This window comes from Lascolabacillus massiliensis, assembly GCF_001282625.1.
GTDB classification, from domain to species: Bacteria; Bacteroidota; Bacteroidia; order Bacteroidales; family Dysgonomonadaceae; genus Proteiniphilum; species Proteiniphilum massiliensis.
In genome coordinates this window covers 1102509-1118844 of the sequence record NZ_CTEJ01000002.1, presented here as the reverse complement: position 1 = coordinate 1118844, position 16336 = coordinate 1102509, and the positions used below count along the sequence as shown (strand labels likewise).

The 16336-nt window shown below is 36.2% G+C and carries 13 protein-coding genes; 10 read left to right on the top strand and 3 right to left on the bottom strand.

Features of this window, described 5'->3' with window-relative positions; all coding sequences use genetic code 11:
- The first annotated feature begins 29 nt into the window (after nucleotides 1-29).
- A complete protein-coding gene (gene nuoE / locus BN1354_RS09505; RefSeq protein ID WP_045091060.1) occupies nucleotides 30-539 on the top strand; it encodes an NADH-quinone oxidoreductase subunit NuoE in 510 nt (169 codons plus the stop codon).
- 8 nt (nucleotides 540-547) lie between these two features.
- Here nuoE and hydE read toward each other — a convergent pair whose 3' ends face one another.
- The 3 genes from hydE to hydG form a co-directional block, all read right to left on the bottom strand.
- Entirely contained in the window at nucleotides 548-1636 is a 1089-nt protein-coding gene (gene hydE, locus BN1354_RS09500) for a [FeFe] hydrogenase H-cluster radical SAM maturase HydE (protein WP_053826947.1), read from the bottom strand.
- Nucleotides 1596-2834 (bottom strand): [FeFe] hydrogenase H-cluster maturation GTPase HydF, encoded by a 1239-nt coding sequence (gene hydF, locus BN1354_RS09495; RefSeq protein WP_053826946.1) that lies wholly within the window; start codon nucleotides 2832-2834, stop codon nucleotides 1596-1598. The genes hydE and hydF overlap by 41 nt, the downstream gene beginning before the upstream one ends.
- A gap of 86 nt (nucleotides 2835-2920) precedes the next feature.
- A complete protein-coding gene (gene hydG, locus BN1354_RS09490) occupies nucleotides 2921-4342 on the bottom strand; it encodes a [FeFe] hydrogenase H-cluster radical SAM maturase HydG (RefSeq protein WP_045090680.1) in 1422 nt (473 codons plus the stop codon).
- A gap of 408 nt (nucleotides 4343-4750) precedes the next feature.
- Here hydG and dapA point away from each other — a divergent pair, with 408 nt between their 5' ends.
- From dapA to BN1354_RS09445, 9 genes are all read left to right on the top strand, one after another.
- On the top strand, nucleotides 4751-5644 hold the full coding sequence (gene dapA / locus BN1354_RS09485; protein ID WP_053827258.1) for a 4-hydroxy-tetrahydrodipicolinate synthase: 894 nt from the start codon (nucleotides 4751-4753) through the stop codon (nucleotides 5642-5644).
- Nucleotides 5645-5763: 119 nt separating this feature from the next.
- Nucleotides 5764-7797, top strand: a complete 2034-nt coding sequence (locus BN1354_RS09480; RefSeq protein WP_053826945.1) for a M13 family metallopeptidase — start codon at nucleotides 5764-5766, stop codon at nucleotides 7795-7797.
- Between the two features lie 47 nt (nucleotides 7798-7844).
- Nucleotides 7845-8456: a riboflavin synthase gene (locus BN1354_RS09475; protein WP_053826944.1), complete on the top strand. Its 612-nt coding sequence runs from the start codon at nucleotides 7845-7847 to the stop codon at nucleotides 8454-8456.
- Between the two features lie 26 nt (nucleotides 8457-8482).
- Nucleotides 8483-9043 carry a nitroreductase family protein gene (locus BN1354_RS09470; RefSeq protein WP_045090684.1) on the top strand — a complete coding sequence of 187 codons (561 nt, stop codon included), beginning with the start codon at nucleotides 8483-8485 and terminating at the stop codon, nucleotides 9041-9043.
- A 180-nt stretch (nucleotides 9044-9223) separates the two neighbouring features.
- Nucleotides 9224-10564 carry a BamG family beta-barrel-assembly machinery protein gene (locus BN1354_RS09465; RefSeq protein ID WP_074010754.1) on the top strand — a complete coding sequence of 447 codons (1341 nt, stop codon included), beginning with the start codon at nucleotides 9224-9226 and terminating at the stop codon, nucleotides 10562-10564.
- 168 nt (nucleotides 10565-10732) lie between these two features.
- On the top strand, nucleotides 10733-12097 hold the full coding sequence (locus tag BN1354_RS09460; protein ID WP_045090686.1) for a tetratricopeptide repeat protein: 1365 nt from the start codon (nucleotides 10733-10735) through the stop codon (nucleotides 12095-12097).
- A gap of 11 nt (nucleotides 12098-12108) precedes the next feature.
- Entirely contained in the window at nucleotides 12109-12789 is a 681-nt protein-coding gene (gene lptC / locus BN1354_RS09455) for an LPS export ABC transporter periplasmic protein LptC (RefSeq protein ID WP_154904848.1), read from the top strand.
- 4 nt (nucleotides 12790-12793) lie between these two features.
- Nucleotides 12794-14080, top strand: coding sequence for a hemolysin family protein (locus BN1354_RS09450; RefSeq protein ID WP_053826941.1), 1287 nt, complete (start codon nucleotides 12794-12796; stop codon nucleotides 14078-14080).
- Between the two features lie 124 nt (nucleotides 14081-14204).
- Nucleotides 14205-16334 (top strand): peptidylprolyl isomerase, encoded by a 2130-nt coding sequence (locus BN1354_RS09445; protein WP_053826940.1) that lies wholly within the window; start codon nucleotides 14205-14207, stop codon nucleotides 16332-16334.
- Nucleotides 16335-16336 lie beyond the last annotated feature (2 nt).

Below are 16336 nucleotides of genomic sequence, written 5' to 3'. Positions count from 1 at the left end.
TTAAAGTTAATCCGGAAGTATACAGCTTCATGGAAAAAGTGACCGGAACAGATAATGTGGAGGTTAGAGTTAATCTCTCAAAGGAGAAGGTCGACAAGATAAACAATATATGTAACATGTTTGATAACGAGCCACTTGAATTAATAAACATATTACATGAGGCACAGCATGAGTTTGGTTACCTGCCGGCAGAGGTGCAGGATGTAATTGCACATAATCTGCATATCTCTGTAGCACAGGTGTATGGTGTTGTCACATTTTATTCGTTCTTCTCCATGATACCTAAGGGAGAACATCCAATATCAATATGTACAGGTACAGCCTGCTATGTTCGCGGTGCTGAAAAAGTACTTGAGGAGTTCAAGAAAGAGTTGAATATTAAAGTAGGTGAAACAACCTCTGATGGGAAGTTTTCAATTAACTGTCTCCGATGTGTTGGAGCTTGTGGACTCTCGCCTGTGGTATTAGTTGGGGAAAGAGTTTTTGGCAGAGTCTCTCCTGATGGAGTTAAAGCAATTTTAGATGAGTATAGGAAATAGCTGATATCCTATTCTGGTATACATCTTGACCAGTTTTTAGTATAATGCTTTGAATTTCCCTGTTTATTATAGCCTATCCTATGAGAAATAGTCTCTAATCTTTTTTCCAGAAGGGCAAGTTCATCTTCAAAACTAAATAGAGGCTCTGATCTGTTTTCGTATAGGAGATATTCTTTTCTATAAAATAAAGGAGTGATGTTGGGCATTATTACATTTGCTCCTATTGCTATAGCTTTTTCAGTTGCCTTTTGGTCTAAAACTTTGAGGGCAGTGGTTGCAGCAATATTAATATCTGGCATTAATATCCTTGAGAGTGAAATCATTTTTAATGCAAGACTCAATCGAACAGTAGTAATAGGTAATTGTTCCCTGAATTTATATAAAGGAGTTTTTGTATGTTCAATGTAAGGCCCCATTCCACACATGTCGATATTTAAATCCCTCATGAAAATAAGATCATCTGCAAGCATTTCTGTTGTTTGAAACGGCAGACCAATCATTACTCCAGTTCCCAGCTGATAACCTGTTTTTCGTAATAGCTCCAGAGCATTTCTACGATTTGTATAATTATGTAGTGTATCTTTAGGGTGAAGCTTTTTATATAGCTCTTCAGAAGAGGTCTCAATACGCAGCAGGTATCGGTCAGCACCACTTTCAAACCACCTGAGGTATGTCTCCTCGCTCTGCTCACCACAGGAAAGTGTAATACCTATATTGTTATTGGTGATTTTTTTTGATTCTCTGATTATCTTGTCAATCTTATCTGAAAATGATCTTGATGATCTCTCTCCCGATTGAATGACAATTGATCCGTAACCCTTTTCATAAGCATATTTGACTGACTCTATTACCTCTTCATATTTTAGAGTAAACCGGGTAATGTTGTTGTTTGATTTTCTGATTCCACAATAAAAACAATCCTTATCGCAAATGTTTGATAGTTCAATTAATCCACGCAAATAAACTTCATTGCCAACGTTTTTAAGTTTGGTCGCAGTGGAGTAATCAAACAAAGCTTTCTCTTCCTCACCTGAAGAGGATAAAAGATCAATCAATCTATCCCTCGATAAAGGGTAGTTTAGGATTGTTTCTATCATACTCGTAAAACTTTCTGAAAATTGATACTACTCTCTCAAACACTCCGTTTACATATGCCAGAGCCATTCCATAATTGGTAACCGGAATTCCTCTTTTGATGAAGGGGTTTATTCTGTTTGACAACTGTTTACGTGTTACCATACATCCTCCGCACTGTATAACCAGAGCAAAATCATCAATATTTTCAGGCAAAGGAGACAGACCCGAAATTATCTTGAAGTTTAGTCTCTTCCCTGTGAATTCTTTTAGTTTCTTTGGTATTTTTACTCTGCCGATATCATCACAACTTGTCTGATGTGTGCAGCTCTCCAGTATCAAGACATTATCCCCATCCTTAAGGTTTGAGATACAAGGCGTTCCCCTTAAATAAGCAATCAGGTTCCCCTTTAATCTTGCAAAAAGTATACTGAAGCTGGTTAAAGGGATGTTTTCAGGCAGCTTCTCTTTTACAGATTTGAAAATCTGGCTATCCGTGATTACCAGTGCAGGTGTTAATCCACTCTTTAAGAAATCTTCAATTTCATCTTCTCGTAAAACTACCGTGATGCAATGATTATCAATAGCATCACGTATAGTTAGATTCTGTGGATAAATCAAACGACCTTCTGGAGCTTCACTGTCTATTGCTATAATGATCAGGATTAAATCTTTTGGCTTTACAAGGTCTCCTATAAGTGTTAAGTTCTTGTATACTGTTTCAGGTATAATCTTCTTAAGTGAATTGATCAACAGGTCTCTATCAGTTGAATTGAGGGTGCTTATATCTATAATTTCAGCATTTGTGTGCCATTTGATTGCATTTTTTGTAATTGCTGCTATTTTGCTTATATCATTTTTATTATGAACAATAATATAGGGTACATCATGCTCTTTAAACTGATCAATCAGTCTTACCTCATAATCACCGAACTGATTCCCGGCAATCAGGAGTATTGCGCAATCAACCCTGCGGATAACTTCTAGTGATTTTTGAATCTTCAGATGCCCGATTTCACCCAAATCATCAACTCCTGCTGTGTCTATTATGGTGGCCGGACCAATTCCAAATATTTCTACTGTTTTTTTTACTGGGTCGGTAGTCGTCCCCTTTTTTTCAGAAACAATTGAGATATCCTGATCGGTCAGCATATTTATTAATGAGCTCTTGCCTGTGTTTGTGCGACCGAAAATTCCTAAATGAAGATTTGTTACGCTCATGATTTAATTAACAATTTTCAGATCAGGCCTTATGCCTTAACATTTAAATATCATATAATTATTTTAGAGGGAAATTGTCAAAACCTTTAAAAATACAGGTCTCTCTCTCCCATTTCAATTCTGCTAATTTTTTCTTTTACCTCTTTTTCTAAATTTGCACTCAATGATTTTAAATTGTTTTCAATCACCATCATGCCTTTTAATCTTGTCTGCTCGGGTGCATAATCAAACAGATATTCGGCCAGGGTTAAGATTGCATTAGGTGTGCAGAATCTTTTAATGAATCCTGGAACAGAAAATTCCATAAAATGCTCTCCTGTTCTTCCTAACCTGTAGCATGCAGTGCAGAATGATGGGATCATATCTTGTTCAAGCAGCTCATCTATTATATCATTTAATGGGCGATCATCACTGATTTGGAACTGACTTCTATCAATGTTATGACTATTTCCTTTGAATGAATAGCTGCCTAGCTCTATTTTGGATCCACCATCTATTTGTGAAATACCATATTGTATAATCTCATCTCTTACTATAGCAGGCTCTCTCGCGGTAAGTATCATACCGGTATATGGAACAGCTAATCTGAGAATAGCAACCAACCTGACAAAGTCCTCATCAGAGATAAAATAATTGGACTCAATATTTAAGTTTGATGCATCCTTAATCCTAGGAAATGAGATAGTATGAGGACCAATATTATAACAGGCCTCAAGGTGATTAGTATGCCTCACAAGTCCCATAACCTCAAAACGCCAATCGTACAAACCTATCAAGGCTCCTATTCCCACATCATCAATTCCAGCCTCTTGTGCCCGGTCTAAGGCAGTCAAACGCCAGTTATAATCAGCCTTTCTGCCTGATGTGTGGTGCTTTTTATATATTTCGGGATGATATGTTTCCTGAAAAACCTGATATGTCCCAATTCCGGACTTTTTTACTATTTTATATCCCTCAATATCCAGAGGTGCTGCATTAATATTCAGGCGTCGGATTTCCCCATTACCTTTTTTCACACTGTAGGCAGTCCTAACCGAATCTGCTATAAACTCCGGAGAGTATTCAGCATGTTCACCGAAAACAAGGATTAGTCTCTTCTGACCCTCATCCTCAAGTGCTTCAACCTCTTTTATTAGTTCATCATTAGTTAGAGTTTTTCGTACCTGAGCCTTATTGGAGGCTCTGAACCCACAATAGTCGCAGTTATTTGAACATCTGTTTCCAACATAAAGAGGAGCAAATAGAACTATTCTGTTTCCATATATATTTTGCTTCAGCAGTTTGGCTCCCTCTTTAATTTGCTCTATTAAGTCAGTATCAGTTGCATTAATAAGAGTTGCGACTTCCTCCAGGTTTAATCTTTCTTTTGACAGTGACTTATCAATTATATCCTTTACCTTATCAGCCGAACAAGAAGTATTATTCAGGTATTGCCATATCTCCTCCGCATCAATAAACGGCTGCATTGGAATATCAGGAACACGGTATTTTTCAGGAGTAAATTGCATAATATAGTAGTTACAGGTTATCACAAAGATAACATTAATAGGTTGATATATAATATTACTATGACTCAAAATTTATAGTAATATCGGGTATACTTCAGCCGAAGATTCCTTATACATACCTTATGTGCAGATAAGCTATGTATAAGGTATCTATAAGTGATCTTTGGACTAAGTGTATTTATAGCCTTAATTAGGCTTACTCATTATTGAGATTTATGTAAACAAAAATTAGGACAATACAGGATTAAACTTAAATATGTGAATTCATATATGTAATTGTAATAGTGACAACAAAATCGATCTGTTTTTAGTGTGCGTTTTGAAAATTGTGTACCTTTGTATTTCTGGATCATTTTGTTTTTAAAACAGGTGATACGTAATAAAACTGTAAGTAAAATCTATCATTTCATGACAGAAGTAAACTTGAAAGGCTTGGGAGTAGCCATGATCACTCCTTTTAATGATGATGGTTCGATCGATTATGAAGCTTTATCCCGCTTAATTGATTATCAGTTGGATAATGGAACAGATTATATTGTGGCTCTTGGCACAACTGCTGAAACTCCCACACTCTCTAAAGATGAGAAAAAAGAGGTATCTAGATTCATAGTTAAAAAAGTTGACGGAAGGGTACCGGTTGTTTTGGGTGTAGGAGGTAATAATACTTTAGCACTTGTTGAGGAACTGAAAAGGTCTGACTTTAGTGGTATTAGTGCAATACTTTCGGTAACTCCTTATTATAATAAACCTACACAGGAGGGACTTTATCAGCATTATAAAGCCCTCTCGGAAGCATCACCTCTGCCTCTGATCTTATATAATGTGCCTGGCAGAACAGGTGTGAATATGACTTCTGAAACTACTCTAAGAATTGCAAATGATTGTAGTAAAGTGATCGCAATAAAAGAGGCATCTGGTAAACTGGATCAGATTGAAGAAATTATAAAAGGGTCCCCTAAAGGTTTTTCTGTAATTTCAGGAGATGATGCTGTAACAACTGCAGTAATTGATATGGGAGGGATAGGTGTTATTTCTGTTTTCGGGAATGCTTTTCCAAAGGAAATGTCATGGCTAGTGGATTGTGCACTTAAAGGTGATTCTATTAATGCCAGAAATAAAATGGAGGAGGATTTTAATGAGCTTTTTCACCTTATTTTTATAGAAGGAAATCCAGCAGGTGTGAAATCAATTCTGAGTCAAAAAGGTATAATTAAGAACAGATTGCGATTACCACTTGTACCAGTTAGCGATAAGACTGCTTTAATGATAAAAGAGGCTTTGAGTAAAGCTAAATATCTTTGACAATCCTGAATATCTTATGATTTGAGGTACATTACTGTGTTGGTTCTAACCATCTGACAGTAATTGAAATATATTTTGTATTTTTGCACATTAAATAATTGAATTCAAATTTTCATCACATGAAACGATTATTGTTCCCAATTACAGTTTTTTTTATAATGACGACAATAGGCTGCACTGAACAAGGTAAAACCGGTATGACTCAAGGTCTTAATATCTCTGATATGGACACAACAGTTAGCCCGGGTGAAAGTTTTTATCAATATGCTACAGGAGGATGGCAAAAAGCAAATCCTATACCCGATGAGTATGCGCGTTACGGATCTTTTGACAAACTACGTGAAGAGAATCAACACCAGATTCAGGCCTTGATTCAGGCCTTGAGTGGACAGGATTATGAGAATGGCACCAATGCTCAGAAGGTGGGAGACTTATATTCTATAGGAATGGATAGTGTAAAATTGAATAGCGATGGTGCTGAGCCAATTAGACCATTGTTACAGAAAATTGCAGATGTAGTGAGTAAAGAGGATATAATAAGAGTGTCTGCGCAACTTTCAAAAGTGGTTTCAAATCCATTCTTCGGCTTTTCTGTTGGTCCGGACGATAAAAACAGCAGTATGAATATTGTTCATATATATCAATCCGGTATTGGAATGGGCGACAGGGATTACTATCTTTTGCAGAATGAGCATTCACAAAATCTTCGTGCAGCTTATATAAAGTTGATGGAGACACAATTCCAGAATACAGGTTATAGTGAAGCAGACGCTAAAAAAGCAGCTGCTAATGTGATGAAAATTGAAACTGAGCTTGCAGGTGCGCATGTGACAAAAGAGATGCGTCGCTTACCGGAACTTAATTACCATAAGCTATTGGTCTCAGAACTTGATAATCAGGTTGCACCATTTGCATGGAATATATATTTTGATGAACTAGGCGCTGCCGGTATTGATAGCCTAAATGTTTCTCAGATTGAACCGGTGAAAGCTGCAATTGCCATAATTGAAAGAGAACCGATTGAGGTGCTGAAAGATTATCTTAGCTGGAAAGTTATAAATTCAGCTGCAAATTATTTGAGTGATGATTTTGTAAATGCTAATTTCGAGTTTTATGGTAGAACAATGAGTGGAAGTAAAGAGCTACGCCCTCGTTGGAGAAGAACCATAGATGCAGTTAATGGTGCAATGGGTGAGGCAGTTGGACAACTGTATGTTGAGAAGTATTTTCCTGCTGAAGCAAAAGAGAGGATGCTTAATCTCGTTGAGAACCTGAAAATATCTCTTGGCGAACGTATTAGTCAGCTGGAATGGATGAGTGATGCTACTAAGGAAAAAGCGCAGGAAAAACTTGGTACATTTATCGTAAAGATTGGGTATCCCGACAAATGGAAAGATTATTCATCACTTGAGATTAAGGATGATTCATACTGGCAGAATATTATGCGTGCTTCTGAGTTTGCATGGGAAGAAATGATGGATGAGCTTGGAAAACCGGTTGACCGTACAAAATGGTATATGTCTCCACAAACAGTAAATGCATATTATAGTCCTTCATCAAATGAGATATGCTTCCCCGCGGGAATATTGCAGCCCCCATTTTTCTATATGGATGGTGATGATGCTATAAACTATGGTGGAATTGGTGTTGTTATTGGACATGAAATGACACATGGCTTTGATGATCAGGGCAGGAAGTTTGATAAAGATGGTAATCTTACCGACTGGTGGACAGCGGAGGATGCTGCCAGATTTGATGAAAGAGCAAAGGTGTTGGTAGATTTCTTCGATAATATTGTGGTACTTGACACTGTGCATGCTAATGGAACATTTACATTGGGTGAGAATATTGCCGACCATGGTGGTCTTCAGGTTGCATATCATGCTTTTCAGAAAACAGATCAGGCTAAAAAAGATGAAAATATTGATGGCTTCACTCCAGCACAACGTTTCTTTTTAAGTTATGCCGGACTTTGGGCAGGAAATGTTCGCGATGCTGAGATTCTAAGGCTCACTCAAATCGATCCGCACTCTCTTGGAAAATGGAGGGTTGATGGAGCTTTACCTCATATTGAAGCATGGTATGAAGCATTTGGTATAGATTCTGAGGATCCTATGTATGTACCGGCAGAAGAGCGTGCTTCTATCTGGTAGATAAAAATATGGGATAATTTACTAATAAAATAAATCTGTTTTTTAATATGTTTTCTGGAATAGTTGAAGAGGCTGCAACTGTTGTTGCATTGGAAAAAGATCAATCTAACCTTAATATATCTCTGAAATGTTCTTTTACAAATGAATTGAAAATTGATCAGAGCATATCTCATAATGGGGTATGCCTGACTGTTGTTTCTATTGATGGTGACGTTTATACTGTGACAGCTATAAAGGAGACTTTAGATATTTCAAACCTTGGTCTGCTTGAAGTTGGTAGTAAAGTTAACCTGGAGCGCAGTATGATGATGAATGGCCGACTTGATGGACATATCGTACAGGGGCATGTAGATCAGACTGCTATTTGTAAAGATGTGACAGAGGTTGGTGGAAGCTGGTACTTTACTTTTGAATATGAGTTTGATAAAGAGAAGGCCGCTAAGGGTTATATGACTGTTGATAAAGGTTCTGTAACTGTAAATGGTGTAAGTTTAACTGTGGTTGAGCCTACTGATAACAGTTTTAAAGTTGCTATAATTCCATACACTTACGAACATACAAATTTTCATCAAATTAAAGTGGGAAGTGTAGTGAATCTTGAATTTGATATAATTGGAAAGTATATTAGCCGTTTGCTCAATCTTAATATAGAGCAATAATAACTTAGCGTTGAAAAATGACAAATATGGATAGTATTGATTTTCTTGAATTTGTCTCTTCACGTCAGAGTGTTCGTGCATATGACACAAACCGACCGGTAGAAAAGGAGAAAATTGAACGTATTTTAGAGACGGCCAGATTGTCTCCTTCTGCTTGTAATGCTCAGCCTTGGCATATTATTGTTGTTGATGATCCGGTAATAAAGAACAGGGTGGCTGATGCCACTTCTGCCCGAGCTCTGGGTATGAATCATTTTACTAAACAGGCTCCCGTGCATTTAGTACTGGTTGAGGAAAAAGTAAACCTATCTTCAGGCATTGGCGGATGGGTGAAACAGAAAGATTATGCACAGATGGATTTGGGTGTTATTGCAGCACATATAGTTTTAGCAGCTCATGCAGAAGGATTGGGCTCATGTATTCTTGGATGGTTTAACGAGCCAGCAATGCGTGAGATACTTTCAATTCCAGACTCAAAAAGAGTTTGGCTGGATATAACAATTGGATATAGCACTCAGTCCTTAAGAGAAAAAAAGAGAAAGCAAATTAATGAGATAGTATCATATAACGGATATAAAAAGGGTTAATCCTATAGCGAAAAATCATATCATACTTGAGTGTAAAAAGTTTATAATCATTAAACTTTAATCTTTTTAACAGGATGTTGTTAAGGTTTTGTTGGTGACATCATAAAAATATGTCATCTTTGTAACCACAAATTTTTTTATGAAACTAAGTGACCGAGGCTGGTTGATATACCTAAACAAATGAATATTAAGAAAAAACGTTTCCCTTTACTGATCGCTTTTCTTACGATTACCACAGTGATTTTAGCACAACAGGTAGGTTCCAATTCCCCATATGGGAGATATGGATTTGGTGTTCTGTCTAACCCAGCTTTGGGTGCTTCAGAAGCAATGGGTGGTATCAGTTATGGTTTGCGCAGAAGCCAGCAGGTTAATCCAGGAAATCCGGCTTCTTACTCAGAACTTGACTCTTTAACTTTTATTTTCGATTTAGGGGTATCAGCTCAACTATCCAGTATGAGCGATGGGGTAAACAGTCGCGATTTCTATAATGGAAATCTTGATTATATAGCACTCCAATTCCCATTATTCCGTAATATGGGGGGAAGTGTGGGTTTACTGCCATACTCAAAGGTGGGATATAATTTTGGAAACAGACGTTCATTGTCTGATATTCAATACTTAGAAACATACAGAGGAACAGGCGGCCTAAGCCAGGTTTACTTCGGTGCTGCATGGGAACCTTTCAAAAGTTTATCAATAGGAGCAAATGTATCATATCTTTTTGGTAATTTTTCGCATAGCAGGATAAGTACTCCTGTTACGAGTAATGCACTAATCAGTGAAGGTAAAAACAGATTCTCGATTCGTGAATTGAAATATGATTTGGGACTTCAATACTCCTATAATATCAGCAATACTAAATCGATTACCTTTGGGGCTGTTTATTCTCCTCAAATAACAACAAAAGCTGATGTCTATTCTTCAGTAATGAACTATACTTCTGATCCTTATCAAAGTCCAGATCTAGAGCCTGTTCAAATTATCAGTAGTGATACATTGAGTGGAGAGGGTTTTCAAATTCCACAGACTTTTGGAGCAGGGTTGACCTATCAGACTGAGAATTTTTTAGTTGGAGTAGATGGAACATACCAATTATGGAAGAATTCAGCGTATTCAAGTCAGCTCGATGGATTGACGGACAATAACAGGTATAACGATCTTTATCGTATAAATGCCGGTGCAGAGTATGTGATAGATCCCTATAGTCAGAACTTTTTTAACCGTATACGCTTCAGGGGAGGTATATCATACTCAAACTCTTATATTAATGTAAGTGTAAGTAATCCCGAAAGCAGTCAGAATATAGGAATGGGTAGTTTTAATGAATATGGCATAAATATTGGACTTGGATTACCATTTCACGATTTAAGAACTGGACATTTATCTATGTTAAATATAGGTTTCGGATATTCCAGACAGGATCCAAATAGCCAATTTATGGTGGGTCAGGATATGTTCAAAATATCTGTAAATATGAATGTTAATGAACTTTGGTTCTTCAAACGACAGTTTGAATAATTAAAATTGCCAGGTTTTTAGAATTATTTTTTTAACTTCGGCAACTGTTTAAAATATAATTAACTGAATATTAAATGGGAAAATGACAAAAAGAATCATATTAAACCATTCTTTTAACATTTTGTCCAAGTTGCAGTAATAAAACAACAACAATAAATATCAAACAATATGAGAAAATTATTATTAACTGGTTTTTTGGCTATAGCAGTAATAGCCGGAGCAATTGCCCAAAAAGCGGGATACGATCCTGTGAACGCGCCTTTTGGTCATGGAGAGGACAGCGTAAATTGTCGTGTTAATCTAAGTTTGATGCAAACTGCAGCTAAAGCTGAAGCTTATGAATCTGCTTTGATACCATGGTCATCAGTTTACGAAAACTGTCCAGCCGCAAGTAAGAATACATTTATTTACGGTCCCAGAATTTTCAAAGCTCTTTATGAGAAAGAGACTGATGCTGCAAAGAAAAAAGAGTACCTCGATAAGACTCTGGAAATATATGATAAGAGGATAACCTATTTTGGTAAAGATGATCCGAAAGAGACAATAATTGCATATAAAACATATGATTATATGGAATTAATGGGTGATCAGGCAGATCAGAAACAGATTTATGAATGGTTAAATGAATCTGTAAATGGGTTGAAAGATAAAATGTATCCTCTTGATGCTTACTCATATTATATGCTTTCTTCTTTGAGTCTTTATCTGAACGATAATTCTTTAAAGGATCAGTATATTTCTGACTACTTTAATGTAATGGATTATATAGAAAAAGCTATTGCTAATGCAAAAGCTGCTAATGATCAGGGAAGTGCTGACTATTTAGGAATAGTTCAGGAAGGTATACAAACTGCGTTTGTTAATAGTGGAGCAGGAGATTGCAAAACACTTACTGAATATTATGCAGATAAAGTGGAACCTAACAAAACTAATAAAGAATTTCTCAGTGAAGTTGTAAATGCTTTGGGTTCTATCGGTTGTAATGATTCTGATTTGTATTTTACTGTTTCAGAATATCTGCATAAGCTGGAGCCATCAGCTAATGCTGCTTTAGGTCTTGCAAACAAGAGTCTGAGAGATAAAGACTACGAAACAGCAGTTAAATATTACAGTGAGGCAGCAAATTTGGAAACTGACAAAGTTAGAGCTTCAGAGTATATGTTGCAACTTGCAAGTATCTTCTCAAACCAGCGCAATTTTGCAAGAGCAAGACAGGCTGCATATGATGCACTGGAATATAATCCAAACAATGGAGATGCTTATATACTGGTAGCTCAGTTGTATGCAAGTTCAGCAAATAATATTTTCCCCGAGACCGAAAAAGCAGGCTTGGTATACTGTGCAGCTGTAGACAAACTGCAAAAAGCAAGATCAGTTGATCCAAGTGTAGCAAGTAAAGCAAATAGCCTTATCAGCAGCTACTCTGCAAGGTTCCTGGATACTGAGACTGCATTTATGATGGGTTATAAAACTGGTGAAACAGTATTCATTCCTGGTTGGATTGGAGAAAATACTACAGTAAGACTTAGATAAATATCTATATAGTGTTGAAGTTACAACACAACATATCAAAATTTAGGCGCATAACAACCACCCTTTGGCTGGTTGTTATGCTGCTTTATTTCGTCTCCTGTAAGAATGGTAATGACAATCTTGTTGATTTTAAGTATGATCCTGAGGTAATACCTACAATGATTACTGACTCTGCATATCAGTTGCTTTCAGACTCAGGTGTAACTCGCTATAAAATCTCTTACGATGTATGGATGGTATTTGATAAGGCTAAGGAGCCGTATCAGTTTTTTCCAAATGGTCTATACTTAGAAAGGTTTACTCCCGATTTTACTACTGAAGCTACAGTAGAGGCGGATACTGCCTGGTACTTTGATGATAAAAAGTTATGGAGATTGAGAAGTAACGTTCATGTTCAGAATATGCAGGGTGAAGAGTTTAATAGTGAAGAACTCTTTTGGGATATGGAGAATGGAAAGGTTTACTCTAATACTTATATCGAGATTAAACGAAAAGATTCACAACTTAAAGGTTATGGATTTGAGTCAAATGAACAGATGACTGATTATAGGATTTTTCGGCCTCACGATGGAAAACTTCCTTTTGTTGACAAACCTTCAGTACCAACAGACTCTCTTGAAATTGAGAAAACTGATTCTACTGCAAATATTAATAAAATTGGTGATCAGGAAGCAATTATATTAATGGAATAAAGAGATGACAATATCTTTAGAAATAGTATTGTGGATTACATTTCTTATCTTGTCGATATTCTTTTCAGGTATAGATATGGCTTTTGTTGCAACAGATAAGCTTCAGTTTGCTATTACCAGGAAAAATAAAGGGGTTTATAATTTTATGCTAAATTCAATCTATGGAAATTCCCGAGAATTTTTAGCAACATTGATAATTGGTAAAGTTATATCTCTAGTCCTGTTTGTATATTTTACAATACTTATTTCCGGAATTTTTTTTAGAAACTATTTTGTTCAGGATTGGATCAGTATTATTCTTATAATTTTATTTACCACTTTTATTATTCTTATATCTAATGAGCTTATACCTAGAACATTATTCAAGATTAACCCAAGTTCATGGATAAAGGCTTTTGCAATACCATCATTTTTCTTCTTTATCTTGCTTTTTCCGATCGCATATATTTTTATTTTTATTTCTGAAGGAATACTGAGATTGTTTGGTTTGAAATTTATTCAGCCTGTTGATCAAACATTCAGCAGAGTGGATCTGGACACTTTCGTGAAAAAAAATATAGATGATCCTTCCAGAATCAGCGAAATGGATTCAGAAGTAAAGATATTCAGGAATGCCTTGGATTTCAGCTCGATGAAACTGAGGGATTGTATGGTTCCAAGAGCTGATATAGTAGCTGTTAGTATTGATACAGATATTGATACTCTAAAAGATAAGTTTATTGAGACCGGCATTTCCAGGATACTGGTATTTAAGGAGGATATTGATGATATTGCAGGGTATATTCATATGTGGGAGATTTTCACAAATCCGAAAGACTGGACTAAAAAAATTGCTTCTATTTCATTTGTTCCAGAAAGTATGCAGGCTAGCAAACTCATGAGTGAACTGATGCTACAGCGTAAAAGTATTGCGGTTGTTGTGGACGAATTTGGGGGTACTTCAGGTATTGTAACTATGGAAGATCTTGTAGAAGAGATTTTTGGAGAAATCGAGGATGAATATGACATTAAATCTAAATTTGTTAAAAAGGAGTCAAAAGGTCAGTATGTACTTTCGGGACGCGTAGAAATCGACCATCTCAACGAGGTTTATGGACTGGAGATACCTGAGTCAGATGAATACTCAACAGTTGCAGGATACCTTCTTCACCATACTCAGCGTTTTCCTAAAACTTATGAAAATGTAGTTATAGGTGATTATAATTTCAAGATATTGAAAGTTACAGATCGTAAAATTGAGGTAGTCCGCCTGATAACTGACAATAGCAAAGAGATTGAAACTTCAGTATAATTAATAAAATGTGGTTTTTTAGACAAAAATAATATAGTTATCTACTTTATTTTTACTAACTTCGTGCCCTGATTTGAATAAAAATATTTTTTAACGTTAATTGAAACAGACTAATAGATTTTAGATGGCAACTTTACAAAACATCAGAAATAAAGGACCGCTGCTGGTCATTGTTATAGGTGTAGCACTGCTAGCCTTTGTGTTAGGAGACCTTTTCAGTTCCGGATCATTGCTTGTAGGAAAAGCAAGGGATAGAGCTTTTGTTGTTAATGGAGAAGTTATAACAACACAAGAATACTCAAACAAGATAACTGAATTTGAGGAATTCCAAAAAATGATCAGCGGACAATCTTCACTAGATGAAAACATTTCATTACAGATTCGTGAGGCAGTTTATCAGCAAATGGTTCGCGACAGATTGCTTAAAGATCAGGCTGATGATCTTGGATTAGTAGTAACAAAGGAAGAGATAAATGATCTTGTATATGGTCAGTCTGTTTCACCTATTTTACAACAGTTACCATTTTTCGTGGATCCCCAGACTGGAATATTCAGCCGTACAGCATTAGTCGAGTTTTTAAATGTTATCAATACTCCAAACCCAAATCCTCAGGAACAAGCTTTAGTGGATCAGTATAAATCATTATGGCTGTTCATTGAGAATATGATTAAAACCCAGCGTCTTGAAGAAAAGTATATCTCTCTGCTTTCCAATTCAGTTATAGTTAATGATTTAGAGGCTAAGAGAACATTCGATTTATCACAACAGAATGCTGAGATCGAATATGTTATGAAGAGCTATTTTACTGTACCTGATTCTAGTGTAACAGTAACTGATAAGGAAATAAGAGATTTCTATAATAAAAATAAGAAATCGTTTAAGCTTGAAGCTCCAATTGTAAAGATATCATATTTTACTAAAGAGATTGTTCCAAGTGATGAGGATTTTGCTGCAATAGAGCAACAGTCACATACTGCTTTTGAACAGTTACAATCAGCTGTAAATCCTGCAACTGTTGTTGCTGATTATTCAGATATCCCATATCGCGATGTATTTATGGGTGAAAGATTGCTTACACCTTCTCAACTTGACTTTGCCAGAACAGCAAATATTTCTGATATATATGGACCAGTACGTGAGGGTGATTCATTCCAGCTTTATAAGCTTGTTGATAAAACTGTTGCACCTGACTCAGTATATCTAAGTATGATGGCTGTACCAACATCTACAATGGTAGGACAAGATTCAGTGATAACACAATTTGTTGATAGTATTTATAACTCTATTAAAAACGGCGAATCGTTTGCAAATGTGGCTAATAGTCTGAATCCCGGTTCTAACGGAGGTGATGTGGGATGGGCAAGAGAAATTGATCTTCTTCCTTTTGGTAAAGAGATGGTTGATGCCGCGTTCAATGCACCGGTAGGTGAGCCTGTTAGGATATCATTGCCAGGACAGCAAGTAATCTTCCAGGTAGAACAAAAAACAAAACCTGTGAATAAATTCAAGCTTGCAGTAATAAATATGCCTGTATTGCCTAGTGAGAAAACATCAAATAATATAGATAACGAGTTAAATCAATTTGTCTCAAAAGAAGATATTAAACAAAACTTCAATCAATTGGCAACTGAAGCAGGATATATGGTCATTCCGAATATGTCGTTCTCTGCTAATGATTTTTCTTTGGGACAAATATCAGGTTCTCGCCAGGTAATTTCATGGGCTGTTAATCAGAAGGAGATTGGTGCAGTCAGAAAATTTGATCTTACAAATTTAAGAATAGTTGCAAGAGTAGATGAAGTTATTCCGTCAGGTACTAGTCCAATTTCAGAAGTTGCTGACATTATCAGAACGCAGTTAATCAATAAGAAAAAGGCTGACAAAATAATAGCTGATTTAGAGCAGCAGAACATTGCATCTATAGAAGATTATGCTGAAGCTATGAATTCAAGAGTTGATTCAGTTAGATTTGTAAACTTTACAACACAGAATATAGTTGGTTTGGGATATGAGCCTGTTATTAACGCTGTGTCATCATTTGCGCCTCTTAATACAGTTGTAGGACCTATGGAAGGTAATATGGGTGTATTTGTTACGAAAGTTATTGATCGTTCTGAAGGAAGTGCGGAATATAACGACAAAGAGCAGAAAGAATCACTGTTGAATAATAATGCTTACAGATTACAAATGCAGGCATTAGAAACTCTTAAGAGTAAGCTGGGAGTTGAGGATAACAGATATAGGTTCTTCTGATT

Coding starts and splice junctions, on each gene's coding strand:
- BN1354_RS09475 (WP_053826944.1), top strand. CDS start 7,845: ATGTTTTCTGGAATAGTTGAAGAGGCTGCAACTGTTGTTGCATTGGAA.
- nuoE (WP_045091060.1), top strand. CDS start 30: ATGGAAAAAGTGACCGGAACAGATAATGTGGAGGTTAGAGTTAATCTC.
- hydG (WP_045090680.1), bottom strand. CDS start 4,342: ATGCAATTTACTCCTGAAAAATACCGTGTTCCTGATATTCCAATGCAG.
- dapA (WP_053827258.1), top strand. CDS start 4,751: ATGACAGAAGTAAACTTGAAAGGCTTGGGAGTAGCCATGATCACTCCT.
- BN1354_RS09445 (WP_053826940.1), top strand. CDS start 14,205: ATGGCAACTTTACAAAACATCAGAAATAAAGGACCGCTGCTGGTCATT.
- BN1354_RS09480 (WP_053826945.1), top strand. CDS start 5,764: ATGAAACGATTATTGTTCCCAATTACAGTTTTTTTTATAATGACGACA.
- BN1354_RS09460 (WP_045090686.1), top strand. CDS start 10,733: ATGAGAAAATTATTATTAACTGGTTTTTTGGCTATAGCAGTAATAGCC.
- BN1354_RS09465 (WP_074010754.1), top strand. CDS start 9,224: ATGAATATTAAGAAAAAACGTTTCCCTTTACTGATCGCTTTTCTTACG.
- hydE (WP_053826947.1), bottom strand. CDS start 1,636: ATGATAGAAACAATCCTAAACTACCCTTTATCGAGGGATAGATTGATT.
- BN1354_RS09470 (WP_045090684.1), top strand. CDS start 8,483: ATGGATAGTATTGATTTTCTTGAATTTGTCTCTTCACGTCAGAGTGTT.
- BN1354_RS09450 (WP_053826941.1), top strand. CDS start 12,794: ATGACAATATCTTTAGAAATAGTATTGTGGATTACATTTCTTATCTTG.
- hydF (WP_053826946.1), bottom strand. CDS start 2,834: ATGAGCGTAACAAATCTTCATTTAGGAATTTTCGGTCGCACAAACACA.